Annotated in this window: 20 protein-coding genes; 9 read left to right on the top strand and 11 right to left on the bottom strand. The window is 60.5% G+C overall.

What is annotated here, in order from left to right; genetic code table 11:
• Positions 1–291: 291 nt before the first annotated feature.
• The 3 genes from QRN60_RS16745 to QRN60_RS16735 all read right to left on the bottom strand — a co-directional run bounded on the left by QRN60_RS16745 (position 292) and on the right by QRN60_RS16735 (position 3,756).
• A complete protein-coding gene (locus QRN60_RS16745; RefSeq protein WP_111817635.1) occupies positions 292–1,890 on the bottom strand; it encodes an ABC transporter substrate-binding protein in 1,599 nt (532 codons plus the stop codon).
• 81 nt (positions 1,891–1,971) lie between these two features.
• Positions 1,972–2,601, bottom strand: a complete 630-nt coding sequence (locus QRN60_RS16740; RefSeq protein WP_111817636.1) for an SGNH/GDSL hydrolase family protein — start codon at positions 2,599–2,601, stop codon at positions 1,972–1,974.
• Positions 2,602–2,607: 6 nt separating this feature from the next.
• Complete coding sequence (locus QRN60_RS16735; RefSeq protein WP_111817637.1) at positions 2,608–3,756, bottom strand: mandelate racemase family protein; 1,149 nt, start codon at positions 3,754–3,756, stop codon at positions 2,608–2,610.
• 424 nt (positions 3,757–4,180) lie between these two features.
• On the opposite strand from QRN60_RS16735, the gene QRN60_RS16730 reads away from it, so the two are divergent.
• On the top strand, positions 4,181–5,209 hold the full coding sequence (locus QRN60_RS16730) for an LLM class flavin-dependent oxidoreductase (protein WP_111817638.1): 1,029 nt from the start codon (positions 4,181–4,183) through the stop codon (positions 5,207–5,209).
• Positions 5,210–5,292: 83 nt separating this feature from the next.
• Here the strand turns inward: QRN60_RS16730 and QRN60_RS16725 are convergent, their stop codons facing one another.
• On the bottom strand, positions 5,293–6,600 hold the full coding sequence (locus tag QRN60_RS16725) for an NtaA/DmoA family FMN-dependent monooxygenase (protein ID WP_020813150.1): 1,308 nt from the start codon (positions 6,598–6,600) through the stop codon (positions 5,293–5,295).
• 357 nt (positions 6,601–6,957) lie between these two features.
• On the opposite strand from QRN60_RS16725, the gene QRN60_RS16720 reads away from it, so the two are divergent.
• From QRN60_RS16720 to QRN60_RS16685, 8 genes are all read left to right on the top strand, one after another.
• Entirely contained in the window at positions 6,958–8,025 is a 1,068-nt protein-coding gene (locus tag QRN60_RS16720; protein ID WP_111817639.1) for an ABC transporter substrate-binding protein, read from the top strand.
• Positions 8,026–8,032: 7 nt separating this feature from the next.
• Positions 8,033–8,929, top strand: coding sequence for an NmrA family NAD(P)-binding protein (locus tag QRN60_RS16715; RefSeq protein ID WP_111817640.1), 897 nt, complete (start codon positions 8,033–8,035; stop codon positions 8,927–8,929).
• The gene (locus tag QRN60_RS16710; RefSeq protein WP_111817641.1) at positions 8,920–10,104 is read left to right on the top strand and encodes an LLM class flavin-dependent oxidoreductase; all 1,185 of its coding nucleotides are present in this window, start codon (positions 8,920–8,922) and stop codon (positions 10,102–10,104) included. Before QRN60_RS16715 ends, QRN60_RS16710 begins: the two co-directional genes overlap by 10 nt.
• Before the next feature lie 91 nt (positions 10,105–10,195).
• Entirely contained in the window at positions 10,196–11,395 is a 1,200-nt protein-coding gene (locus tag QRN60_RS16705) for a M20 aminoacylase family protein (protein WP_111817642.1), read from the top strand.
• Positions 11,396–11,430: 35 nt separating this feature from the next.
• Complete coding sequence (locus QRN60_RS16700) at positions 11,431–13,020, top strand: ABC transporter substrate-binding protein (RefSeq protein ID WP_111817643.1); 1,590 nt, start codon at positions 11,431–11,433, stop codon at positions 13,018–13,020.
• A 419-nt stretch (positions 13,021–13,439) separates the two neighbouring features.
• Complete coding sequence (locus QRN60_RS16695; protein ID WP_060724986.1) at positions 13,440–13,790, top strand: DUF3088 domain-containing protein; 351 nt, start codon at positions 13,440–13,442, stop codon at positions 13,788–13,790.
• Between the two features lie 40 nt (positions 13,791–13,830).
• Entirely contained in the window at positions 13,831–15,426 is a 1,596-nt protein-coding gene (locus QRN60_RS16690; protein ID WP_003506927.1) for an ABC transporter substrate-binding protein, read from the top strand.
• Between the two features lie 45 nt (positions 15,427–15,471).
• Positions 15,472–16,824, top strand: a complete 1,353-nt coding sequence (locus tag QRN60_RS16685) for an LLM class flavin-dependent oxidoreductase (protein ID WP_111817644.1) — start codon at positions 15,472–15,474, stop codon at positions 16,822–16,824.
• 16 nt (positions 16,825–16,840) lie between these two features.
• On the opposite strand, the gene QRN60_RS16680 is transcribed toward QRN60_RS16685, so the two are convergent.
• The 7 genes from QRN60_RS16680 to QRN60_RS16650 all read right to left on the bottom strand — a co-directional run bounded on the left by QRN60_RS16680 (position 16,841) and on the right by QRN60_RS16650 (position 24,123).
• Complete coding sequence (locus tag QRN60_RS16680) at positions 16,841–17,812, bottom strand: LysR substrate-binding domain-containing protein (RefSeq protein ID WP_020813159.1); 972 nt, start codon at positions 17,810–17,812, stop codon at positions 16,841–16,843.
• Between the two features lie 37 nt (positions 17,813–17,849).
• Positions 17,850–19,088, bottom strand: coding sequence for an acyl-CoA dehydrogenase family protein (locus QRN60_RS16675; protein ID WP_060724863.1), 1,239 nt, complete (start codon positions 19,086–19,088; stop codon positions 17,850–17,852).
• 71 nt (positions 19,089–19,159) lie between these two features.
• Positions 19,160–20,215 (bottom strand): aldo/keto reductase, encoded by a 1,056-nt coding sequence (locus QRN60_RS16670; RefSeq protein WP_112295576.1) that lies wholly within the window; start codon positions 20,213–20,215, stop codon positions 19,160–19,162.
• Between the two features lie 18 nt (positions 20,216–20,233).
• On the bottom strand, positions 20,234–21,169 hold the full coding sequence (locus QRN60_RS16665) for an ABC transporter ATP-binding protein (RefSeq protein WP_111793326.1): 936 nt from the start codon (positions 21,167–21,169) through the stop codon (positions 20,234–20,236).
• A complete protein-coding gene (locus QRN60_RS16660; RefSeq protein WP_111817646.1) occupies positions 21,147–22,145 on the bottom strand; it encodes an ABC transporter ATP-binding protein in 999 nt (332 codons plus the stop codon). Before QRN60_RS16660 ends, QRN60_RS16665 begins: the two co-directional genes overlap by 23 nt.
• Positions 22,142–23,137 (bottom strand): ABC transporter permease, encoded by a 996-nt coding sequence (locus QRN60_RS16655; protein ID WP_111791662.1) that lies wholly within the window; start codon positions 23,135–23,137, stop codon positions 22,142–22,144. Before QRN60_RS16655 ends, QRN60_RS16660 begins: the two co-directional genes overlap by 4 nt.
• Positions 23,134–24,123 carry an ABC transporter permease gene (locus tag QRN60_RS16650; protein ID WP_020808993.1) on the bottom strand — a complete coding sequence of 330 codons (990 nt, stop codon included), beginning with the start codon at positions 24,121–24,123 and terminating at the stop codon, positions 23,134–23,136. The genes QRN60_RS16655 and QRN60_RS16650 overlap by 4 nt, the downstream gene beginning before the upstream one ends.
• Between the last annotated feature and the right edge of the window lie 62 nt (positions 24,124–24,185).

Below are 24,185 nucleotides of genomic sequence, written 5' to 3'. Positions count from 1 at the left end.
CGTGAACAGACTCTTTCGCGATCAAGGACTTGATCGCACTAGACCCCGGATCAAGTCCGGGATGACGGAGTGCGGATGTCCCGATTTCACCGAACGCATCGGCTCTGCCAGGTTTTATTACCAGCAAAAAGGCGCGGGGTTAGCCGCGCCTTGGGGTTGTAAAACGAAACTTCTCCGCCGTTATCTTCGCGTCCCTCGGTCGTCATCCTCGCTCTTGAGGCGAGGATCCATAAGCGGTTGGAGCTATGGATCCTCGGGTCGAGCCCGAGGATGACGGCGAGCGGGGATGCCTTACCGCTCCTTGCTCACCTCTTCAAACCGCGAAAGCCAGGGGCTGACGATCATGCCCTTGATGTCGCTGCGGAAGGCGGCGGTGTCGATGACTTCGGAGAAGGGCTGGATCGACATGACGGTTTCGTCCATATAGCCCTGCAGGTCCTCATAAAGCTTCGTCTGTTTTGCCACATCGCGCTCGACCAGCGCTTCCTCGATCATCTTGTTCAGTTTCTCATCGAAGAAACTGGTGCGCCAGCTCTGGTAGTTGGTCAGTTTGGCATCGTCGGCATTGTTGGGGTTATAGGCGATCGAGCGCAGGTTGTTGTCCGGATGCGGCTGCTGGCCGCCGCCACCGCGCCCGAGCAGCAGTTCGAAATTCCGCTCGCGCATTGCACCGTAAATCTGGTCGCCCGAGCCGCTGATCAATTCAGCCTGAATGCCAGCCTGGGCCAGCGTGTTCTGGATCGCCGTTGCCGCCTTCATGAAGGGGTCTTCTGAAAGCACGCGCAGCGTGGTCTTGAAACCATTGGGATAACCGGCCTCGGCCAGAAGCGCCTTGGCTTTTGCGATGTCGAGCTTGTAGCCCTGATCGGGCAGCGCGCCCATCACGCCGGTGCTGAGAGAACGCTGATGCAGCTTGCCGTAATAGGGCATGACCGCCTTGTCGAGACCGTCGTAATCGATCAGGTAACGCAGGGCCTCGCGCACTTTCCTGTTCGCGAACTTCTCATCCTTCATCGAAACGCTGAGGTAATAAAAACCGGAGCCGGGTGTGGATTCGATGGTGACGGCCTTGTCGGCCTCAAGCGATTTCAGGTCCGGGGCCTGCAGGGAATAGGCAACGTCGATATCGCCTTTTTCCAGCATCAACCGCTGCGACTGCGATTCCGGCAGATGGCGCATCAGGATGCGTTTCATCCTGGCCTTCTCACCCCAATAATCATCGTTGCGCGTGAGGATGATATATTCGTTGGATTTCCACTGGGTGAGCTTGAAGGGACCGGAACCGGCGGAATTCAGCGTCAGCCATGCGCCGCCGAGATCGCCGTCCTTTTCATTGGCAAGCGCCGTCTGGCTGTCGATGATCGAGCCCGGACCATTCTGTGCAAGAATCATCAGCAGCAGATTGGGATCATCGGGCTTTGGAATATTGAGCACGAAGGTCTGGTCGTTTTCGGCAACGAAGAGCTTGTCGGCCTCTTCCAGCTTGAAGCCGCGGGTCTTCAGGAAGGACGATTGCGCCAGGTTGCGAGCGAGCAGCCGCTTCAGGCTCCAGACCACGTCTTTTGCCGTCACCGCATTGCCGGAAGAGAATTTGGCATCGCCGCGCAGATGAAAACGGATGGATTTGCGGTCTTCGGCAATTTCCCAGCGTTCGGCAAGACGTGGCTGGACGCTGCGATCTTTCGGTGAAAGTACGACCAGCGTGTCATAAACGTTGTTCAGAACCTGCACGGTCTCGCGGCCGGTAATGGCGGCGGGATCAAGGGTCAGGATGTTGCTCATGGTCGTGGCGACGATGAGCTGGTCTTTCGGCGTTTCGGCGAAAACACTGAGCGGCATCGCGCCGATCAGCAAGGCGCCAAGCGCTGCGGTTGCAAGAAAATGTTTCATTTTTCCTCCCAATACGGCCGGTTCATACGGCCTTTCCACGTTTTGATCCACGCGCCTGGTTCCTCCACAGGCTTCGCATGATCAGCCAAGAATCTCTCTCACCGGGTCTGCGAGCGCCCGGCCGATTGCGGCCGTTGCCGGCGCATCCAGATGCACGCCATCCACCGATGAAGCGCTGGCGACCGATCCGGCATCGAAGAAGGCGTGCCCCAGTTCGGCGGCGAGTTTGCGGTAAAGCGGCGCAAGCCGCAGCGATTGCCCGATATCCCGCCCGCCCGCCGGCTCTTCGCCCGGACCTGCAACGCAGGGCGGCGGGGCGACGATCAGCAGTTTCGGCACTGCCTCGCGTGGTTTGTAGATGAAGGTCTCGACGATCTGCGCCAGTCGCCGCATGCCGGAAACCGCCGCTTCCGCCCGCCCGCCATGCACCGGCTTGATGTCGTTGGTGCCGAGCATGATGATGACGAGATCGAGCGGCATATGGCAGGAGAGCGCGACTTCAAGCGCCCGTGCGCCATTGCGGCAGGCGGGGCCGGTATGGTCGTTATAACAGGTGGTGCGCCCGCCAAGGCCCTCGGGGTGAACCTTCGCCTTTCCCGCGAGCTCTGCCTCCAGTACCTCCGGCCAGCGGTGTTCGGCCGGGTGCCGGAGGCCCGTTGCCGGGTCTGCGCCCCAGGTGAGGCTGTCTCCGAAGGCGAGCACGGTTTTCATCGCCCGTTACCTCACCCGGTTGTTGTCGATGAAGGTAAAATCGATGTCCTCGCCAAGGCCCGGCCGATCAGGGACATGCACGAAGCCGTCGCGATCCATCGGGTCGGACAGCGACTTCAGATAGTCGTGGCCGTCATCATATTCGAGGAAGGGGTGCAGCAGGCCGCGCTCGTACCAGCGGCAATTCTTGGTGGCGGCGACAACGTGCAGGTTCATGGCCGTGTTGCCATGCACTTCGCATTCCATGCCGAAAGCCTCGGCCAGATGCATGGTCTTGAGCGCCGGGGTGATGCCGCCGACATCGTTGACGCCGGTGCGCAGAATATCGCAGGCACCGGCCTTGATCCATTCGGCGCGATGCCAGTGCTTGCCGGCTGCACTTTCCGGGCCGACGACGGGGATATCGAGATTGTCGGAAAGCCACTTGTAGGAGGACAGCGACTGCTCATCCATAGGCTCTTCGATCCAGTCGAAATCGAGTTTTTCGAGGCCTCGGCCGAGCGCCAGCGCATCGGTGCGGGAATACCAGTGAAAGGCGTCGATCATCAGGCGGATATCGGGCCCGACCGCTTCGCGCACGGCCGCGCAGGCCTTGAGGTCCATCTTCACATCCGGCGCCCAGCTTACTGGCGGCATCCAGGTGTGCAGCTTGATGCCCTTATAGCCACGCTTCACCAACGTTTCGGCAAAGCGGCCATAATCTTCCGGCGTTGCCAGTCCGCCTTCCAGCTCGTCGCCGCACATGATGGAGCCATAGGCCAGCACCTTGTCGCGATAACCGCCGATCAACTTGTATACAGGTTGCCCGAGCGAGCGGCCGGCAAGGTCCCACAGCGCGCAATCCACCACCGCCAGCGTGCGGTCAGTCAGCTGTGCGGCCGAACCGCGCTGCCAGTGGGCAAGGTCCTGCCACAGCCGTTCCCGGTCGCGATGATCCTCACCGATCAGGACTTTCTTGACGAATTTTTCAATGACATGCGGGCGAACGATCTCCGGCGCGGTGAAGGAATGACCTTCCTGACCGTCTTCGGTGCGGACGGTCAGCATGGCCTGTTCCACCTGATGCGCCGGACCCGGATGCGCGTGACCGGCACTGTCCGAGTGGCGACGGGTCGTCGTGCGGAAAACACGGACATCGACGTCGGTGATGATCATAATTCCTCCCTCATGCAGGTATGGCAGCGTTTGCGGCGGCTGCAATGTCATACATGTATGCGATATTTGTCAACATGTATGATAATCTGTATTACATGTTGACGCGAAAAATCAAGGCCATTTACAGGCGGTCTTGCACAGATCTTCGGTGGACAGGGCGGTTGGGGAGATTTTGCCGCTTCGCAGAAGAAAATCGGGTGGGCGCGGCCTATGCTATCCGAGATTAATCTATAATTTTAGTAGACTATTAAATCGCGCAATGATCTTTCAACAATGACCGGGACTATAAACGAACATGCCGTGCCAGCCGTGCCTGCCATCATGCATTCTGCGTGAGCATGCGCCGCATTGAACGGCTGTCCCGCAACAAGGATGGCTGCGTCTGCGCCGCTGAGCTTCAACACTCGTTTCCGGATGCACAACCATGCCCCTTTCCCATATCTCCCACTTTGCTTTTCTCGTGCCCGGCAATTATCAGGACGACGATCCGGCGCAGGGGCTGGAAGAAACCCTGCAGCTTTTTGAAGCCGGGGAGGCGCTGGGGTATCACAGCGCCTGGGTTCGCCAGCGCCACCTGGAACGGGGCGTTTCCTCGGCGGCCACTTTTCTTGCAGCGGCATCGCAGCGCACTAAGCGGATCGGATTAGGCACCGCCGTCATTCAGCTTGGTTACGAAAATCCCTTCAGGCTGGCTGAAGATCTGGCCACCGTGGATGTGCTGTCGCGTGGGCGGCTGAATGTTGGGGTTTCCGTGGGCGCGCCGCCTTTCGCCCATCTCATTTCGGATTATGTCGATACGGTTCCCGATACGGATTACAGCCATGCCCGCGCCGAAAAGCTGGCGAGGGCTCTGAGATCGGAACCGCTGTCCAGCGAGACGGAAGCGGGCAATGCGGCCGGTGCGCAGGTGCCGCGCCTGCGGCCCGTCGCCAAGGGGCTGACGGACCGATTATGGTATGGCGGCGGATCGCAGAATTCCGCCCGCTGGGCGGGCAAGGCAGGGTTCAATCTTCTGACGGGCAATATCGTCAGCGGTGAAAATACCGATGATTTTCTGATTGCGCAGGCTGCTCTCGTTGCCCGCTTCCGGCAGGAGTGGGCGCATGAGCGTCAACCGCGTGTCGCTCTTGGCCGCGTGATCCTGCCGACGGATAGCGCCAGCCCCGCGACCCGCCGCCGTTACGAGGAATTCGCCGCCGAGCGCGACAAGCGTACGACCACGGCGCATGGCGCGCGCCGCACGCTTTTCCTGCCCGATATCGTTGGGACGACGGACGAAATTCTGGAGAAATTGTCGCGCGATCCCGTTCTGCCGCTCGTCTCGGAGTTCCGTCTTGAACTACCCTATGAGTTCCAGCCGGAAGATTATCGCCAGATCGTCACGGATTTCGCTTCCGTCCTGCCGCAGCTTTCCGGCGGGCGGCCCGTTTTGAAAGTGGTGACCGGCCAATAATATTTCCCGTTCCCGCCACTCCCGCTTCCAGCGGGAAGCGGCGATAGATGGACGTGTGGCGCTTTACCTGCGCCACATCCTATTCAGTCGGGATAGGGCAGGCCATAGCGGTCGCGTATTGTCGCGCCTTCGTATTCGCGCGGGTAAACACCGCGATCCTGCAGCACTGGCACGACCTTTTCGACAAATTCAGCAATATCGTCTGGCGCGCGCGGCGGCTGCAGGGTGTAGCCGTCCACCGTGCCATCCTGCCAGAGATCGATAATGCCATCCGCCACATCTTCTGGCGTGCCGAGTAGCAACCGGTGGTGTCCCTCCGAACGGCGTACGGCCTCGCGGGCTGTGAGCTTTTCGTGGGTCAAAAGGTCGGAAAGGCCAAGCCCCATGCCCACCGCCCACTGCCGGTTCTGGTCCGGGATGAAACGCTCTGCATCGAGCTTTGCATCGGGATCAAAATCGCGGGGATCAATGCCGTTTTCCCTGGCGAAACGCGCCAGCAGCCCGTCTTCCGAACCGGCTCCACTGTATAGCTCGTGTTTGCGCAACGCTTCCTCCCGGGTCTCGCCGAGAATGACAACGAGGCCGGGAACGATGCGGATGCCGGAGGGATCGCGGCCGAGGGAGGCAGCGCGGTCGCGGACCTTTTTGCCGAAGGCCTGGCCCGCCGGCCGGGACAATATGTTGCAATAGATGATCTCGCCATGGCGTGCGGCGAGATCGATGCCACCTTCGGAGGCGCCGGCCTGCGCGATGACGGGATGCCCCTGTGGTCCGCGCGGAACATTGAGCGGCCCTTTTACATGGAAATATTGCCCCTCGTGATCGATGGTTTCGGCCGTCGCCGCATCCCAGAAACGCTCTTCCGGCACCTCGCCTTCGCGGCGCGGATCCCAGCTCGACCAGAGTTTTTTTGCAACATCGAGAAATTCGGTGGCCTTGGCATATCTCTCGTTGCGCGGCGGCAGCGGGTCGTTGCCGAAATTGGCGGCGACATTGGGATTGAAGGAGGAGACGATGTTGACGATCAGCCGTCCGCCGGTGACGAGATCGATGGATTGGGTCCGTCTGGCAAAGTTATAGGGCGAGTTATAGGTGGAGGATATCGTTGCCACAAAGCCGATATCCGGCACCTGCGCGGCAAGCGATGTGGAGAGAATGAGCGGATCGATGGTGTGAAACGGCCGGCTTGCCGGGTCGGTCAGCAATGCGGGATGGTCGGAAAGGAAAACGGCGTCAAACCGGCCCTTGTGGGCCAGTTCCGTCAGCCGCCGGTAATAGCCGATCTCGTTGATGTCGTGCCGATCTCCGCTCCGGTATTTCCAGGCGTTGGCGAGGTATCCGGTCGTGTTGATGCCGACATTGAGATTGAGCCGGCGTTTGGTCTTGCTCATGCTTTTACTTTTTCTTCTCGGTCTGCTGGGATTTCCGGCCTTGGCCGGTGCAATTGCATGAAAGCGTAACAGCCGGGGTTCGGGCCGCGAGTTAAAAATCCTTGCTGCTCGGAGAAGAAAAACTTTCATCAGTAGCGGCAGCCAAGCTGCAGTGGACTTAAAGAGCGGATAGAGTCCGGGCGATAATCCGACCCGAAATCCGGCCGCCATCGAAAGGATATTCCGTCATCCCGGTGAAGACGTGACAAGATGGAAACGAATTTCCTCAATCGCACCTGAAATAGTACACTTTATCTATAGAAAATATCTCATGACGTGTAGCGTGCCGTTCAGATCGCAATTTCGAGGACGCACGCCATGGCTGATGCCGCCCTTCGCCAGGTAACCCAACCCGTAACCGTGTGGTATACACGCTGCCCGGCGCCCACCCCGCTTTCCATCGCGGCGCAACTCGGCTGGATTGAGGAAAGTTTCGCCACCCATGGCATCTCCGTTTCCTCCATTCGTGATGCGGCCGACCCGGCCATTCGCCAGAGCCATTTCGACCATCGTCTGGACTGGTCCTTCCGTCAGGGCGGCAATATCCCGCCGATCTGGGCGAAATCCGGTGGCCGGAAAACCCGGCTGGTGGGGCTGACGAGAACCGATGAGTTCCAGGCCGTCATTGCCTTGCCCGCAAGCGGGATAAGCAAGGGCAGCGACCTGAAGGGGCGGCGCATCGGTTTGCCGAAGCGCCCGAACGAAACCATCGATTTCCAGCGCGCCACATCGCTCAAGGGCATCGTGTCGGCGCTGACGGTCTCGGGTCTCTCCGTCGCGGAGGTCGAGCTTGTCGATCTCACGGCTAAAGAACCGGTGTTGCTCGGCCCAGCGGATGAGCGGTTTCACGGTCTGCACCGGCGGCTTCCCTATGGCGAAGAAATTGCAGCGCTGCACCGGGGCCAGATCGACGCGTTTTTCGTCAAGGGAGCGGAAGGCGTCACCATCGCCAATCTCATCGGCGCGCAGGTCGTGGTGTCGACGGGGTTTCACCCCGATCCGAAAATCCGCATCAACAACGGCACCCCGCGTCCCTTAACGGTGGACGCCACCTTTGCCGATGAGCGGCCCGATCTGGTGGCGGAACTGGTGGCTACGGTTCAGCGTGTCGCCCAATGGGCAAATGACAATCCGGCCGAAACCGTGCGTTTCATCGCCCGCGAGATCGGCGTCAGCGAGGAGGCGGTTCTGGCTGCGAATGGGGCGGATGTGCATCGCAATCTGAGGCTTGATCTCGATCCGACCGAGCTGGATGCGCTCAGCCACTTCAAGGATTTCCTGCTGGAATGGAAATTCATCCCCGAAGATTTCGACGTGCAGGAATGGGCTGATCCACGCGCCCTTTCTTTACTGCAAGACGCCACGCAACACAGCGCCGGAAAGTGAGGGAGCCATGGCATCCACCATTCTTGTGACAGGTGCAACCGGCAAGCTCGGGCAACGGGTCGTCAGCCGTCTTTTGCAAAATCACGCAGAGGTTCGCGTGCTGACCCGCCGGCGAGAAGATGCGCTGAAGCTCTGGGGCGACAGGGTCGATATTTCGGAAGGCAATTTTTCCGATCCTGCCAGCCTGAAAGAAGCTGCGCGGGGAATAGACCGGTTGTTCCTGCTTTCCCCCATCGGAGAGACGCTGGCGGCGGACCAGAAGGCGGTCATCGATGCCGCTCTTTCCGCCGGTGTGTCGCGGATCGTGAAAATATCCGGTTCCGACTGGACCATTAAAAATGCCGCACGCTCCATTTCGGGGGCGGCCCATGCAGAGGTGGAACAGCATCTGGCCGCAAGCGGCATCGCGCATGCGGTGCTGCGGCCGAACGCCTGGATGCAGGTTGCGCTGGAGCCCGTTGTCGCCGCGCTGCGCAAGGGGGAGGATGTGCCCGCCCGCTTTGGCGATGCGGCCGTCTCCTTCATTGATGCCGATGATATTGCCGATGTCGCCGTTCACGCCCTGACATCAAGCGCGCTGGTTTCCGGTACTTTTGTGCTGACCGGCGGCGAAGCCCTGACGGCGCTGGAAATCGCCCGCATCGCGGCGCGTATCCTGCATCGCCCTGTCGGGATTTCCCATCATGCCGCCCCGGCCTTTCCGCCCCATATCGGTGGGTTTGAACAGACGGCGATCGGTGAATTCGGAGAGCTCATCCGCGAAGGTCTCGCCGCATCGGTCACCGATACCATCCACCAGATTACGGGCCGGCTGCCCCGCGGCGTCGAAGATTATCTGCGCGCCCGCCTGGCGGCGACCGCCCCGCAGGGCGGCAATTCCGAGGGAGAAAAGACATGGCGCTGACTGTTCCATTGCCCGAAGGTCCCGAGCTGAAAGGTCTTGAACTGAAAAGCCCGGCCGATTTCGACGACAGCCCGCTCAGCCGCGCGGTAAAGCAGCCGCTGATGCTGGGCCTGTTCCTCAATCTGCAGGACATCAATTTCTCCAGCCTACCGACCAGCAACAGCTGGACCTTCGATTACAACGTCGAACTGGTGAAGCGTGCGGAAGAGCTTGGTTTCGAAATTGCTTTCAGCCGAACGCAATGGCTGCCCAAGGGTGGTTATGATGGCGAATCCTCGCTCGACAGTTTCATTGCGCTCGGCGCAATGGCGGCGGTCACGAAGAGCATTTTGCTGATCTCCACCATCCATGTGCTTTATGGGCCTCTGCATCCGCTGCATCTCGCCAAATATGGCGCGACGCTGGATCACATTGCTAGAGGACGATGGGGCATCAACATCGTCACCGGCCACCGCGCCGTTGAGCATGAAATGTTCGGCTGGCAGCGCATCGACCATGACAAGCGTTACGATATGGCCGGAGAATTGTTCGATGTGCTTCATCGCCTGTGGGGCGAAACCGAAAACTTCTCCTATGAAGGCAAGCTCAATCCCTGGGCGATCAACAATGGCTGGATCACGCCGAAGCCCACCTTCGGCCGCCCGCCGCTGGTGACGGCGACCGGTTCGCCCGCCGGTATCGATTTCGCCGCCCGTCATTCCGATCTGGTTTTCGTCACCTCGCCAGGTGGTGCGCATATAGACAGTGCGCTCGAAACGCTTCCCGATCATGTCGCCACCGTCAAGAACCGCGCCAAAGCCTATGGCCGGCAGGTGAAGACGATCATCAATCCGATCATCGTCAGCCGCGACACGGAGAAGGAAGCGATAGCCTATGCCGATGCCATCGAGGCCGGAAAACCGCAGCCCGGCACCCGCGCCTTCGCCACCAATAATTATGATAGCGACGCGCATGCCTGGCGCGGACGCGGCGATGCGCGCCACAAGCAGGGGCGCAATCTCGGCGGTAATATCGAAATCATCGGTTCGCCCGAGCAGGTGGTCGAGCAGCTTGTCGGTCTTAAAAAGGCAGGGATCGACGGCGTTCAGCTCAATTTCTACGATTTCCGCGAAGACCTCGACTATTTCGCCGAGCGCATTCTGCCCTTGATGAAGGAGGCTGGCCTGAGGCTCTGACGTCTTTCCAGCCCTGATTTTCCATATCCGAAGCCAATCCTTCGCAATCGCCCGATTGCGAAAACGATATTTTTTGCCCTGAGGAGATACCGTGAATATCGCCGTCGATCCCATCAAAACGCCCGCTCCTAAAATCCTTGATCGGATCGGGACCTATGTTCCCGAACTTGTCTCCATCCGCCACGATCTGCACCAGCATCCCGAAATCGGTTTCGAGGAGGTGCGCACGTCCGGCATCGTCGCCCAAAAGCTCGCTTCCTGGGGCATCGAGGTCCATCGCGGTTATGGCAAGACCGGCGTGGTCGGTGTGCTGCGCGGCCGGCATGCAGGCAACCGCTCCATCGGGCTGCGGGCCGATATGGATGCCCTGCCGATGCCGGAGGAAACCGGTCTGCCCTATGCGTCCGTCTATCCCGGAAAGTTCCACGGCTGCGGGCATGATGTGCACACCACCATCCTGCTAGGCACCGCCCGCTATCTGGCGGAAACCCGGGATTTTGCCGGTACGGTGGTGTTCATTTTCCAGCCGGCCGAGGAAGGGCTGGGCGGCGCACGCGCCATGATTGCCGACGGGCTGTTCAAGGATTTTCCCGTTGACGAGATTTACGGGCTGCACAATTCCACCCATGCCGCGCCCAATCACCTGAAGGTTTCGCCGGGCACCATTCTGGCAGGAGCGGATTTCTTCGATATCCGGTTGAAGGGCAGGGGCGCTCACGCGGCACATCCCGATGTCTCTCGCGATCCGGTGCCGGCGACGGGTGAGCTTATCCAGGCGCTGCAGACCATTGTCAGCCGAAACGTGTCGCCGACCGATCCCGCCGTGTTGTCGATCACGCGTATCGAGGCGGGATCAGCCTATAACGTCATTCCCGAAACGGCCGCGATTGCCGGGACTGTGCGGGCCTTCTCCGACAGCGTGCGCGAAACCATAAGGCAGCGCATCCGCACCATCTCGGATCACGTTGCCGCGGCTCACGACCTCACTGCCGAGGTGGATATTCGCGACATATTCTCGGTCCTGACCAATGATGACGCATCGGTGGATATCGTCGCCGGCGTGGCGTGCGAGGTTTTGGGAGACGAGCGCGTTTCCACGGAGCCTGGCCGCTTCATGGGCAGCGAGGATTTCGCCGATCTCCTGAAACACGCGCCCGGCGCATTTTTCACCCTCGGTCATTCCGGCACCGTGCCCGCCCATAATCCTGGTTTTATCGTTGACGACGACATCCTGCCCGTCGGCGCCACCTTGTTTGCCCGGCTGGTGGAGACCCGGCTGAAGGCTGCCTGAAAATTTTAAAAACAAGTCTGCAAGAGGAAACATCCATGGATATTACAAGACGTAAGACATTGCTTCTGAGTGCTGCCCTTGCCGGGGCCATGCTCCTGCCGTCCTTGCCGGTGCTGGCGGCGGAAACGCCGAAGAAAGGCGGGATCGTTACCCTTGCAGGCCTTGGCGAGCCGACGACGCTGGTGCCGCTTTCCGATTCCAACACACGAACCCGCGCCATCTCCACAAAAATCCTCGAAGGACTGGTACGGTTCGACAGCGAGTTCAAACCGCATCCGGTTCTGGCCGAAAGCTGGGAAACATCAGCCGATGGGCTGCGCTACACTTTCAAGCTGCGCAAGGGCGTCAAATGGCATGATGGCAAGGATTTCACGTCGCAGGACGTCAAATTTTCCCTGCTGGCCTTCAAGAAGGTTGGCCCGCGCGGACGCATCACCTTTGCCAATGTTGCCGATATCGAAACGCCCGATCCACTGACGGCCGTGGTGGTGCTTTCCAAACCCGCACCCTATCTCTTGAGGGCGCTGACGGGCGGCGAAACGCCCATTCTGCCGGCTCATGCCTATACCTCGGAAAAATACAATGAGAGCCCGAACGGCAACGCGCCTGTCGGCACCGGCCCCTTCGTGTTTGAGGAATGGAAACGCGGCAGCTATGTGAAGCTGAAGAAGAACCCGAATTACTGGCAGGCCGATCTGCCCTATCTCGACGGTTTCGTGGCGCGCTTAGTCGCCGATGCGGCCTCCACCACCATTTCGGTCGAAACCGGTGAGGCGGATTACACCGCCGATGTCTCCTACAGCGATCTGGAGCGGTTGCGGCAGAATCCGAAACTTGCGGTGGAGGTCTATACCGACGCCTATCTCAACAACGCCGCCATATTCGAGTTCAATCTGGAGAATCCTATCCTCGCGAAGAAGGAAGTCCGGCAGGCACTGGCCCATGCCATTGATCGCGATTTCATCAACGATGCCATCTTTTTCGGTACGGCCAAACCAGCCGGTTCAAACATCCCGGCGGTCTTCACTGCCTATAATGACGAAAAGCCCTTCACCTATCCCTTTGATCTCGCCAAAGCGAATGAGTTGCTGGACAAGGCCGGTTATCCGAAGGGCGCGGATGGCACCCGCTTTTCGCTGCGGCTTGCCTTCCTGCCGTCAGACGTCTTCCGCAAGACCTCCGAATATCTGCGTTCATCCTTCGGCAAACTGGGCGTGAAGGTGGATATCGTCGAAGGCGATCTCGCCACCTTCATCAAGCGCGTTTATACGGAGCGCGGTTTTGACCTGACGGTGAACGGCATCAGCCGGCTGTTCGATCCGACGGCGGGCGTGCAGCGCCTCTACTGGTCCGACGGCATCAAGAACCCCGCTCCCTATGTCAACGCCGCCCACTACAACAACCCCAAGGTGGATGATCTCTTCCGTGCCGCTGCCATCGAGGTGGATGAAACGAAGCGGGCCGGGCAGTTCCACGACATCCAGAAAATCACCGGGGACGATCTGCCAAATTTCTCGATCGTCGCCCTGCCGACAGTCATTTTACGCAACACCAGTCTGCAGTCCCTCGTGACGACCATCGACATCGCCTATGGGGATCTGGCGACGGCCTGGAAGAAGGAGTGAGCGTTTTCATCCAAACTCCGTCACCCCGGACTGGATCCGGGATCCAGCGCACTCAAGTCCTTGATCGCGAGAGAGTTTCTTAACGGCACAGATGCGCCGTGGCTGGATGCCGGGTCAAGCCCGGCATGACGGAAGAGGGGGTCTGCGATCATCAACATTAACCCGGCAATTCTGCCGGGTTTTTTATTGTCGAAATTCGCCCTCCATCCTTTTTGCGCCTTCGCGCGGCACGCCCGTTTTCGAGAAAAACTTTGCGCATGAAACATGTCGGCCGAAACGGCGATGTCACCAGTGGAAATTTCGAAAAAATAAGTTTCATCAATAATTTAGCGCAAAGGAATTCTTCGTTTCAAAGCAAGAATTGCTTTCTGGACCCACGCTTTGGCCGCCTGCACTGTGCGCTGGAAATCTCACCGCAAATGATGGATGCCATGGCCAAGGATACGCTTTTTTTGATCGCCCCCGGTTTTGAGGACCCAAAGCACCCCGGTGTCCGCTTCGTCTGCCCGCATTGTAACCAGATCGAAGGCCTGCTTGCCGCCTTTCCGGATCTTGCCGCCGGCATCGATATTCACCGAGTCGGTTTTCAGCGCCCGCGCGAGGCGGTCATCGCCGCCGTGGGGGAGGAAAACCAGTCGCTGCCGCTGCTCATCTTTGCTGGCGATGCACCCGGTGACGCGACCACAAGGGGCGACACGCACTTCATTCAGGACACCAAACGTATTTTGCAAATCCTCGCCGAGCGCCACGGGTTCCCGCAGCTGCATTGAGCTGCCGCACCTCGCATATCGGATTTTTTAGGAGACAGACATGACCTTTTCCAGACGCCAGTTTCATAAAATTGCACTCGCCGCCGGCGCTTTCGTGGCGCTTCCCGGCGGTTCTTTCGCCGCTGCCGAAGAGCCCGTTTCGGGCGGCACGCTCAAGATCGTCTATTTTCCGGAGCCGACGCAGCTCGTGGCGATCAATACCAGCGCGGGTGGCCCGCAGTTCATCGGTTCGAAGATTTATGACGGGCTTTTGACTTACGATTACGAACTTTCGCCCAAGCCGAGCCTTGCCAGGGAATGGAGCGTTTCGGCCGACGGGCTGGAATATGTCTTTCACCTGCAGCCAAAGGCGAAATTCCATGATGGCAAACCGGTGACATCGGCGGATGTGGCATTTTCCATCCTGCGGCTGAAGGAGGCCCATCCGCGTGGCCGGGCGACTTTCGCAAATGTCGAGAGCGTCGATACATCCGATCCACTTGTTGCGAAGGTGAAACTTTCCAAGCCGGCGCCGGGTCTGATCACGGCGCTCGCCTCCTCGGAATCGCCTGTTGTGCCGAAGCACATCTTCGAGACCTTCAAACCGACTGATAACCCGAAGCCGGCGCAGATCATTGGCAGCGGTCCCTTCGTGCTGAAGGAATGGGTGCCGGGCAGCCATATTCTGCTGGAGAAAAATGCCGATTACTGGGATGCACCGCGCCCTTATCTCGACCGCGTCATCATCCGCCTCATCAATGATGCGGGCGCACGCGCGGCGGCGCTGGAAACCGGGGAAGGCGACATTGGCCCCAACCCGGTGGCTCTTGCCGATCTGGAACGGCTGAAATCCATCCCGACGCTGAAAGTGGATGACCGCATCTATGCCTATGCCGGCCAGCAGAACCAGCTGGTGATCAATCTTGAGAACGAATATCTGAAGGAATTGAAGGTCAGGCAGGCGATTGCCCATGCCATTGATGTTCCGGCGCTCATCGATACCGTGCTTTACGGTTATGCCGTGCCGTCGCCGACGCCGATCAGCCCCGGCCTTGCGAAGTTCCACAATTCCGATATCGGTTTTGCCAAATTCGATATAGCGCTGGCGGAAAAATTGCTGGATGAGGCAGGCTTTCCGCGCAAGGACGGCGGCAAGCGCTTCAAGCTCAGGGTCACCACCAACCCGTTCAATCCGCAGACCTATTCGGATTTCATCGCGCAGGCGCTGTCGAAGATTGGCATCGAGGCGGATATCCAGAAGTTCGATTTCGGCACCTATGTGAAGGTCGTTTATACCGACCGCGCCTGGGATCTTTCGGTGGAATCCCTCTCCAATACCTTCGATCCGACGGCCGGCGTGCAGCGTGTCTACTGGAGCAAGAATTTCAAGATCGGCCTGCCGTTCTCGAATGCCAGCCATTACGCCAATCCGGAAGTCGACCGATTGCTGGAAGCGGCGGCGGTGGAGCCTGACATCGAGAAGCGCGCCGCCTTCTTCAAGGAATTTCAGGCCGTTGTCGCCAAGGATCTTCCCGTCATCAATCTGGTCTCACCCATCCAGCCGGTCGTCGGCAGCGTTCGCATTAAGGATTATGCGACCGGGGCGGAGGGGCTGAGCGGCAATCTCGCCAAGGCCTGGGTGACGAAGGAGGCGTGAGCCTCCTCACCTTTCGGTTCGTAGAGCGAAGAAGAGGTTATTTCCATGAGCAGAAAATCCGAAAAGCTGGTTCTCAATGCGTTCATCTATCCGGGCGGACATCATGAGGCGGCCTGGCGGCATCCGGACTCGGAGCCCCACCGCGTCACCGACATAAAGCTCTATCAGGATATTGCCCGCAAGGCCGAGGCAGCAAAGCTGGACGCCATCTTCTTTGCCGATGCGCCGGTGCTGGACGCCAATATCCGCTATGCCGCCCGCCACCGGCTGGAGCCTATCACCATGCTGGCTGCCCTCGCTGCCGTCACCGAAAAGATCGGCTTCATCGCCACGGCGTCCACTACCTATTACGAGCCGTATAATCTCGCCCGGCTGTTCGCTTCGGTCGATCATATCAGCGGCGGCCGCGTGGGCTGGAACATCGTGACGACTTCGGCCGATGCTGCGGCCGGCAACTTTAACCTCCAGAAGCACCCGCCGCATGCCGATCGATACCGTCAGGCCATTGAATTTGTCGACGTGGTGACGAAGCTCTGGGATAGCTGGGAAGATGACGCCATCGTCGCAGACAAGGAGAGCGGTCTGTTTGCCGAGACCGACCGCATCCATCCCGCCAATCACGACGGCGAATTTTACCGGGTGCGCGGCGCGCTGAACGTGCCCCGTTCACCGCAGGGACGGCCGGTTTACGTGCAGGCCGGCTCTTCGGAGGAAGGGCGCGGCTTTGCCGCCCATTATGCCGAAGCGATCTTTACCGCGCATCAGACTCTGGAGAGTGCGCGGTCTTTTTACTCCGATATCAAGCGGCGGGTTGCAGCCACCGGGCGCAACCCCGCCCATGTGAAAATCCTGCCGGGCATCAGCCCCTTCATCGCCTCCACGGAAGAGGAGGCGCGCAAGCTGGAGGCTTCGTTCAACGATCTCATCCAGCCGGCCTTTTCGCTCAAGCAATTGCAGCGCATCACCGGCATCGATCTCTCATCCGCCGATCTCGACAAGCCTTTGCCGAAAGAGGCAGTCGAGTCGACGCGGGCGCAGGCGGATAGCAGCCGCCATCAACTGGTTCTCGACGTCATCGACAGGGAGAACCCGACGATCCGGCAATTGCTGCACCGGCTTGCCGGCGGGCGCGGGCACAAGGTGATTTCCGGAACGCCGGAACAGGTGGCGGATTGGATAGAAACCTGGTTCCGTGAGGGCGCGGCCGACGGCTTCAACATCATGCCGCCCTGGCTGAACGGCGGGTTCGATATCTTCGTGGACGAGGTGGTTCCGATCCTGAAACGGCGTGGTCTGTTCCGCGAGGAATATGAGGGTGATACGCTGCGTGACCACTATGGTCTGCCCCGACCGGAGAACATTTACGCGGCCAGAGAGTTGCAAAGGGAACGCGCCTGAGGTGGGACGGGCGTGTTCAGGCGGCGGCCTCAAGAGAGCGCATATCCTCGCGCAACAAAGCGAGTAGAGATGCAACCTCCGGCAGCCGCCGCCTGTCAGGACTGGTCAACAGGTGATAACGGCTGGCGGTCGGCTGCGGCGCGCCGAAGGGGGCGATCAGGCGCCCGGTTTTCAGGTCTTCGGAAATCAGCGAGTGACGCACAAGACCGATGCCGTGGCCGGATGAGATCGCTTCTATCAGTGCGGTCTGGCGTGAAAAACGGGGACCCGTCGCCGAAATCCGGAGTGGAATGCGGCAGGCGCGAAGCCAGTTTGCCCATTCGAATGCCGGGTCCAGACCATTGCCGCGCAGCATCGCAAAGCCGAGATCCCGCAATCGCTCCGGTTCGCCTGCAAGCCCATGGCGGGCTGCGAAGTCCGGAGCACAGACGGCGCTGACCGTGTCGGTGAAAAGTGGCTCATGGATGAAACCCGGAATTTGCGCAGAAGTAGCGACGATCGCGCAATCGGCGTCGAAATGGGTGAGGTCGATGGTTTCACCATCAAGGGATTCGATGGAAAGCTCGACGTCTCCCAGCGCCGGAACGATACTTCCCAGCCGCGGTGCCAGCCAGCGGGCGGCAAAGCAGCCCTCGGCCAGAACCTTCAGCTGCGGTCTGGCGTTCGAAACCATCAGGTCGGAAAGGCTGCCGATCATGGTCTCGAAGGCATCCGCAAGGCCGGGATAAAGTGCGCTGCCGGCATCGGTCAGCAGCAACTCTCCGCGCTGGCGGCTGAAAAGCGGCTGGCCGAGATGGGTTTCGAGAATGCGGACCTGCTGGCCGATGGCAGCGGTTGATACATGCAGTTCCTCCGCCGCCCGCGAGAAGCTGGCGTGGCGGGCGGCCACGACAAAGGCGCGCAAGGCCGTCAGCGGCGGCAGCCGGGAAAGTGTCGGCAGGCGAAAAGCCGTCCGGCTCCCGGCGGGAGCGACAAACTCCGTTCTCATTGCTGTTTCTCCTTTGCCGCCTGGACCTCCGGCATGGTCAGAATACCCGGCCTTCCCTAAGGTGCGTCGTGGTGCCGTTGAGGTAATAATCACCGATGACACGCGCCTTGTGGGCAAGCGGGTTGTGGTTGTAGACGGTGCGGATGTTGCGCCAGTGGCGATCGAAATTCCGATCGCTTGACGTCGCCGAGCCGCCGCCGAGTTCGTAGAGATTGGTGGCGACCGTCAGCGAAAGCTGCGAGGCGATGATCTGGGTGCGGGCGGTGGCGAGCGAGCCTTCCAGCAGGGCTGCCTCTATGGCCTCTTCGTCGCCGGTGGCAAACGCGATGGCGCTGCGGTCGAGCGTTCTGGCCGCTTCGCGGATCAGGGTCTTGACGGCGAAAGCGCCGGCGCTGATTTCGCCGAGCATCTTCTGCACGAAGGGATCCTGATTGGCTGTTTCCGCGCTGCTGTGGAGCGTGGTGCGCGCCTGCCGCAAGACATAATCGACGCCATCCTTGAGCGCGCCCTGAACGGCGCCGGCGGCGGAGGCGGCAAGGTGCAGCTGCCGCATGGCCGAGCTGTGGCGGCCGATCTGGCTGCCGAGCTTGCGGGTCGTCAGCTCATGCGGCAGCACTTCGACATTTTCCAGCAGGACGCCGCCGCTCGCCGTCATGCGCTGGCCCATGCTGTCCCAGTCATCGAGAATGGTGATGCCGGCGCGATCGAGCGGAATGAGCACGCCGATCGGCTGGCCGTCGTCACCGATGGCGCTGAAGGTGCCGAAATCGGCAAAGGCCGTGCCGGTCGCATACCATTTGCGGCCGTTAAGGCGATAACGCTCACCATCGGCGCTGAGACGCGTGGTGATTTCGCCGGGGCGCTTGGTGCCCTGTTCGGTGCTGGCGCCCGCGAAGAGCTTGCCGGCGAGAACATGTTCGAGATGCCGCCGGTCCTCCAGTTCGATGGGGGAGAGAGCGAGGTTCTCGGTGAAATTGAAATGGCTGCGAAGTGCGTGCGGAATATTGCTGTCGGCTTCGCCAAGGATCATCAGCACCTCGATGTAGTCCGAAATCGAGCCGCCCGGTCCGCCCTTGGCTTCGGGAACGCGCAGCGTGCCGATCTTCGCCTCCTTGATAAGGGCGAAGATGTCGAAGGGAAGTTCCCGCTGGCGTTCGCGACGGGCGGCATCCTTTGCCGCAATAGCCGCAATGTCCTTTGCCCGGGCCAGAATCTCGTCCCGGCTCGGCACGCCGGCATTGTCGGTGGTGGTTGTCTGCAGTTTCGGATTGGACATTGCGGTTTTCCCTGAGCGGATGTGAAGGCCTGCGGCGCGGTCGCGCCGCAGGCATTTGTACTTCTGGACGATCAGGCGACCGCGCGCGGCTTGAGCGCCGGGCGGTGTGCCGGTTCGAGATTGCGCGGCACGCGGCCTTCGACGGGGTGGCTCGGATCGTTGAAGCCCGGCGTCGAGGGATGGCCTGTCGTGACGAGGCTATCGATAAGCGCCTCATCTTCCGCATCGATCTTCACATCGAGCGCACGGACGTAACCGTCCCAATGCTCCTCGGTGCGCGGGCCGGTGATCGCGGCGGTGACGAACTTGTTGTTCAGCACCCAGGCGAGCGCAAAATCCGCCGCCGAAACGCCCTTCGATGCGGCATGGGCCGCGACCTTCTGGGCGATGTCGACCGATTCCGGACGCCATTCCGTTTCCAGAACACGCTTGTCGCCACGGCCGACGCGGGTATCGGCGCCTGGCTGTTCGCCCGGCTGATATTTGCCTGTCAGCACGCCGCGTGCGAGCGGTGAATAGGACACCACGCCAAGGCCATAATGGTTGGCGGCCGGCAGCTGTTCGGCTTCCGCCGTGCGGTTGACGATATTGTAGAGCGGCTGGCTGGCAACGGGCCGGTCGATGCCGAGCTGGTCGGCCAGATGCGAAATTTCAGCGATGCGCCAGCCGCGGAAATTCGACACGCCGAAGTAACGCAGCTTGCCTGCATGGATGAGATCGGCGATGGCGCGCACCGGCTCTTCCAGCGGCGCATCGAAGACGGCGCGGTGGAAATAGAGGATATCGATATAGTCGGTGTTGAGACGGCGCAGCGAATTCTCGACGGTCTCGATCACCCACTTCCGGGAATGCCCACCGAGGTTGGGGCCCTTGGTGTGGGAATTGACGAATTTCGTTGCCAGAACCCAGTGATCGCGATTGGCCTTGATGCCGCGGCCGACGACTTCTTCCGACTTGCCGTCGTGATAGACATCAGCTGTGTCGATGAAGTTGATGCCCTGCTCGCGTGCCTTGTCGATGATGCGGAAGGCCACGTCATCCGGCGTCGGGCCTCCGAACATCATCGTGCCGAGGCTCAGCGGTGAAACTTTCAGCGCGCTGCGTCCGAGATAGCGATAGTCGACCATTATGGTTGCTCCTTCAGTTTATTGGGCATGGTGGCAGGCCACGGCGTGGTTCTTGCCGAAAAGGGTGTAGTCAGGCGCTTTTTCGCGACAGAGATCGGTGGCGAGCGGGCAGCGGGTGTGAAACCGGCAGCCGGATGGCGGGTCGTGCGGGCTCGGCAGGTCTCCGGAAATGGGGGCTGCCTGCTTGCGGCGCGCGGGATCGGGAACGGCTGCGAGAAGCGCACGGGTATAGGGGTGTTTCGGCGACGCCCAGAGTTCCGATGTCGGTGCGCTTTCGACGATCTTGCCGAGATACATGACGAGCACGCGGTCGGAGAAATAACGCACCACGGACAGATCGTGGGAAACGAAGAGATAGGAGAGCGAAAGCCGCTTCTTCATCTCCACCAGAAGGTTGAGAATCTGCGCCTGTATCGACAGATCGAGCGCTGAAACCGGCTCGTCGCAGACCACCAGTTCCGGTTCCAGAACCAGCGCGCGGGCAATGCCGATGCGCTGGCGCTGGCCGCCGGAAAATTCATGCGGATACCGGTCGAGCGAATCCGCCGGCAGACCGACCTGCGTGACGATGGCTTCGACGATTTCCCGCTGGCGCGCCCGGTCTCCGATACCGTGCACCTTCAGCGGCCCGGTCAGAATGGTGCGCACGGTCTGGCGCGGGTTGAGCGAGGCAAAGGGGTCCTGAAAGATCATCTGGATGCGGCGGCGGATACCGCGCAGTTCGGACGATGTCATTGCCGTGACGTCGGCGCCCTTGAAGGTGATCCGGCCGGAAGATGGCTCGACCAGACGCATCAGCGACTTGCCGAGCGAGGATTTGCCGCAGCCGGATTCACCCACGAGCGCCACGGTCTCGCCCGCTTCGATATCGAGCGAGACGTCATCGACGGCACGCACGGTTCCGCGTCCGCCCGTGTAGTGGGTGGACAGGCTATGCACTGACAAGAGCGTCATCGGATACTTCCTTGGATGTGGGAGCAACGAAGGGGCAGGCGGCGTAACGACCTTCCGAAATATGCCGCAGCGGGGGCACGAACTGCCCGCAGAAACCGCGGGCGCTCGGACAGCGTGGCCGGAAGGCGCAACCGCGTTCCCCCGTCGCGGAAACGATGGAGCCCGGAATTTCAATGAGCGGCCCGTCGCGATAATGCTGGCCATCTTCCGCGCGCGGAGAGGCCGCGAGCAGACCGCGCGTATAGGGATGGTAGGGGTTGGAGAAAACCGGTTCCGGCAATCCTTCTTCCACCTTGCGGCCGGCATACATGACCATCACCCGGTCGGCCCATTGGGCCACGATGCCGAGATCGTGGGTGATGAGGATGACGGCCATGTTGAGATCGCGGCGCAGATTGTCGAGCAGCTGGAGGATCTGCGCCTGTATCGTCACGTCGAGCGCGGTTGTCGCCTCGTCGGCGATCAGCAGTTTCGGATTGCAGGCGACGCCGATGGCGATCATCACGCGCTGGCGCATGCCGCCGGAAAGCTGATGCGGATAATCATCCACGCGGCGGCGGGCATCGGGAATATTGACCAGTTCCAGAAGCTCGATGGCGCGTTTGCGCGCCTGGTGCCGGTCGATCTTTTCGTGGATGCGCAGTACCTCGATGATCTGCTCGCCGACCGTCAAAACCGGGTTCAGTGAGGTCATCGGCTCCTGAAAGATCATGCCGATATCGCGGCCGCGAATGCCGCGCCATTGCCGCTCGGAAAGCGGTAGCAGCTCGCGGCCTTCGAGCAGAACCCGCCCGCCGGTCTTGGCGTGTGATGGCAGGAGGCCGATCAGGCCGAGCGCTGTCAGGGATTTACCGGAGCCGCTTTCGCCGACGATTGCCAGCATCTCGCCCGGGCTGACATCGAAACTGACGCCTTTGACAGGCTGGGCCGAGCCGAAGCTGACGGACAGATCATGGACTTCAATCAGTTTGCTCATCGGCGTTCCTCCGAAAAGCGGGGGTTGAGCGCATCGTTGAGACCGTCGCTGATGAGGTTCAGCGAAATGACGGTGAAGACGATGGCAAGGCCGGGAAGGGCGGTCAGGTACCAGGCGGTGCGGATGACATCGCGGCCGGACCCGATCATCGATCCCCAGGAGACGCGGTTGGGATCGCCAAGCCCCATGAAGGAAAGGGCTGCTTCCATGAGGATTGCACCCGCCACCATGACGGAGGAAGTGACGATAATAGGCGGCAGCGCGTTGGGCAGGATTTCCTGAAAGACGATCCGCGCATGGCCGTAACCGAGGCTGCGGGCGGCGAGCACATAGTCCTTTTCGCGGATGGCGCGGAATTCCGCGCGGGTAAGGCGTGCCACCAGCGGCCATGTGATGATGCCGATAGCCGATGTGACCGTGGTGACGGAGGGCTGGGCGATGGCGACGAGCACGACGAGCAGCACGAAGTTCGGCAGGGTCTGGAAGATTTCGATCAGCTTCACGAGAATATCGTCGATGACGCCACCGAAATAACCGGCGAAGGCGCCGACGGCGATGCCGATGGTGAGCCCGATCAACGTCGCCACGACGCCGACGGTGAGCGAGATACGCGCGCCATGCACGATCCCGGCCAGAACATCCCGGCCCATGGAATCGGTGCCGAGCGGATAGGCGGCATTCTGGCCGGGCCAGAGGAATGGGCGGGCCACCATTTCCAAGGGATCACCGGGATAGATCAAGGGGGCGATCAGTGCGGTGATGATGACGGTGGCGAGAAACAGCAGGCCGACGATGGCGTTGGGATTGGTGAGGAAAATCTTCAGTTCCCGCCGCAGGCCGCGCCGCGGCACGGAGACGGAGCGGGCCGAAAGCGCATCCGGTGCGTGGATATAGGGCCAGACCTTTTCTTCCGGCTTTTTCGGTTTGGGATTGGTCTCTCCAGTGCCGAGTTCGGCCGTGTCGAGAACCGCTGACGTATGGGAGGAATTCATCGGCTTTCTCCGATGCGGGGATCAAGCCATGCCTGCAACAGGTCCACGGCCGCATTGACGATGATGACGACGAGGGAAGAGAGGAGCAGAATGCCGAGCAGCACGCTGAAATCGCGCGCCATGACGGCTTCGAAAGCTAGACGGCCAAGGCCGGGCCAGCTGAAGACGGTTTCAACCACGACAGCGCCGCCGAGCAGGCCGCCAATGTGCATGCCGGCCATGGTGGTGATGGGGATGAGCGCGTTGCGCAGGATATGGCGTGTGGTGAGCCTGATCGGCGAAACGCCCTTGGCGCGGGCCGTGCGCACATAATCCTGCGATTTCACTTCCAGCATCGCCGCGCGGGTGAGGCGGGCATAGATCGCCAGAAAATAAAGCGCCAGCGAAAGGGCGGGAAGAACGATGTAACGTAACCGGTCCAGCAGGGCGGAAAAACCGGTGAGGCTGCTGCCGATGGTGCTGTCGCCGCCCGAGGGAAGCCAGCCGAGCTTCACCGAAAAGGTCAGGATCAGCATCAGGCCGATCCAGAAGCCCGGCACGGAATAAAAGATCAGCGAGCCGATGGAAATGATCCGGTCCGGCAGCTTGCCTGAGAAAAGCGCCATGATGGAGCCGAGGAACACGCCCACGAAAATTGCTATGCCAAGCGCTGCTCCCATCAGCGCAAGCGTACCGGGCAGTCGCTGGCCGATGAGATCAGCAACCGGCATACCGTAACGGGGCGAAAAGCCGAGGCTGAACTGCGCGAGATTGCCGAGATAATTCATCAGCTGGTGCAGAACCGGCAGGTCCAGTCCGAAACGATTGCGGATTTCCGCCATGGTCTCGACCGTCGCCGAACCCGCTTCCGCGGCCAGCACATCGGCGGCATCGCCCGGCGCCAGCTGCAGCAGGAAAAAGTTCAGGATGACGATACCGAGAACCGTCGGAATGGCCTGAATGGCCACCCTCCTCGCCTGCGATAAAATCCTTTTCGAATTCGACATCGGCTCCAGTCCGTAAGCGTGAAATCAGGAAATCGGCCCCGCTGGGGTGTTGGTATTAGTTG

The organism is Agrobacterium sp. CFBP2214 (assembly GCF_030209895.1).
In the GTDB taxonomy this organism is placed as follows: domain Bacteria; phylum Pseudomonadota; class Alphaproteobacteria; order Rhizobiales; family Rhizobiaceae; genus Agrobacterium; species Agrobacterium radiobacter.
This window is presented reverse-complemented; position numbering and strand designations above follow the sequence as displayed.

What these genes read in the sequence shown, in the direction of transcription:
- QRN60_RS16675 (WP_060724863.1), bottom strand. Translation starts at nt 19,088, where the DNA reads ATGTCCAATCCGAAACTGCAGACAACCACCACCGACAATGCCGGCGTG.
- QRN60_RS16680 (WP_020813159.1), bottom strand. Translation starts at nt 17,812, where the DNA reads ATGAGAACGGAGTTTGTCGCTCCCGCCGGGAGCCGGACGGCTTTTCGC.
- QRN60_RS16720 (WP_111817639.1), top strand. Translation starts at nt 6,958, where the DNA reads ATGGCTGATGCCGCCCTTCGCCAGGTAACCCAACCCGTAACCGTGTGG.
- QRN60_RS16685 (WP_111817644.1), top strand. Translation starts at nt 15,472, where the DNA reads ATGAGCAGAAAATCCGAAAAGCTGGTTCTCAATGCGTTCATCTATCCG.
- QRN60_RS16690 (WP_003506927.1), top strand. Translation starts at nt 13,831, where the DNA reads ATGACCTTTTCCAGACGCCAGTTTCATAAAATTGCACTCGCCGCCGGC.
- QRN60_RS16700 (WP_111817643.1), top strand. Translation starts at nt 11,431, where the DNA reads ATGGATATTACAAGACGTAAGACATTGCTTCTGAGTGCTGCCCTTGCC.
- QRN60_RS16655 (WP_111791662.1), bottom strand. Translation starts at nt 23,137, where the DNA reads ATGAATTCCTCCCATACGTCAGCGGTTCTCGACACGGCCGAACTCGGC.
- QRN60_RS16730 (WP_111817638.1), top strand. Translation starts at nt 4,181, where the DNA reads ATGCCCCTTTCCCATATCTCCCACTTTGCTTTTCTCGTGCCCGGCAAT.
- QRN60_RS16735 (WP_111817637.1), bottom strand. Translation starts at nt 3,756, where the DNA reads ATGATCATCACCGACGTCGATGTCCGTGTTTTCCGCACGACGACCCGT.
- QRN60_RS16725 (WP_020813150.1), bottom strand. Translation starts at nt 6,600, where the DNA reads ATGAGCAAGACCAAACGCCGGCTCAATCTCAATGTCGGCATCAACACG.
- QRN60_RS16670 (WP_112295576.1), bottom strand. Translation starts at nt 20,215, where the DNA reads ATGGTCGACTATCGCTATCTCGGACGCAGCGCGCTGAAAGTTTCACCG.
- QRN60_RS16695 (WP_060724986.1), top strand. Translation starts at nt 13,440, where the DNA reads ATGATGGATGCCATGGCCAAGGATACGCTTTTTTTGATCGCCCCCGGT.
- QRN60_RS16660 (WP_111817646.1), bottom strand. Translation starts at nt 22,145, where the DNA reads ATGAGCAAACTGATTGAAGTCCATGATCTGTCCGTCAGCTTCGGCTCG.
- QRN60_RS16740 (WP_111817636.1), bottom strand. Translation starts at nt 2,601, where the DNA reads ATGAAAACCGTGCTCGCCTTCGGAGACAGCCTCACCTGGGGCGCAGAC.
- QRN60_RS16745 (WP_111817635.1), bottom strand. Translation starts at nt 1,890, where the DNA reads ATGAAACATTTTCTTGCAACCGCAGCGCTTGGCGCCTTGCTGATCGGC.
- QRN60_RS16650 (WP_020808993.1), bottom strand. Translation starts at nt 24,123, where the DNA reads ATGTCGAATTCGAAAAGGATTTTATCGCAGGCGAGGAGGGTGGCCATT.
- QRN60_RS16665 (WP_111793326.1), bottom strand. Translation starts at nt 21,169, where the DNA reads ATGACGCTCTTGTCAGTGCATAGCCTGTCCACCCACTACACGGGCGGA.
- QRN60_RS16710 (WP_111817641.1), top strand. Translation starts at nt 8,920, where the DNA reads ATGGCGCTGACTGTTCCATTGCCCGAAGGTCCCGAGCTGAAAGGTCTT.
- QRN60_RS16715 (WP_111817640.1), top strand. Translation starts at nt 8,033, where the DNA reads ATGGCATCCACCATTCTTGTGACAGGTGCAACCGGCAAGCTCGGGCAA.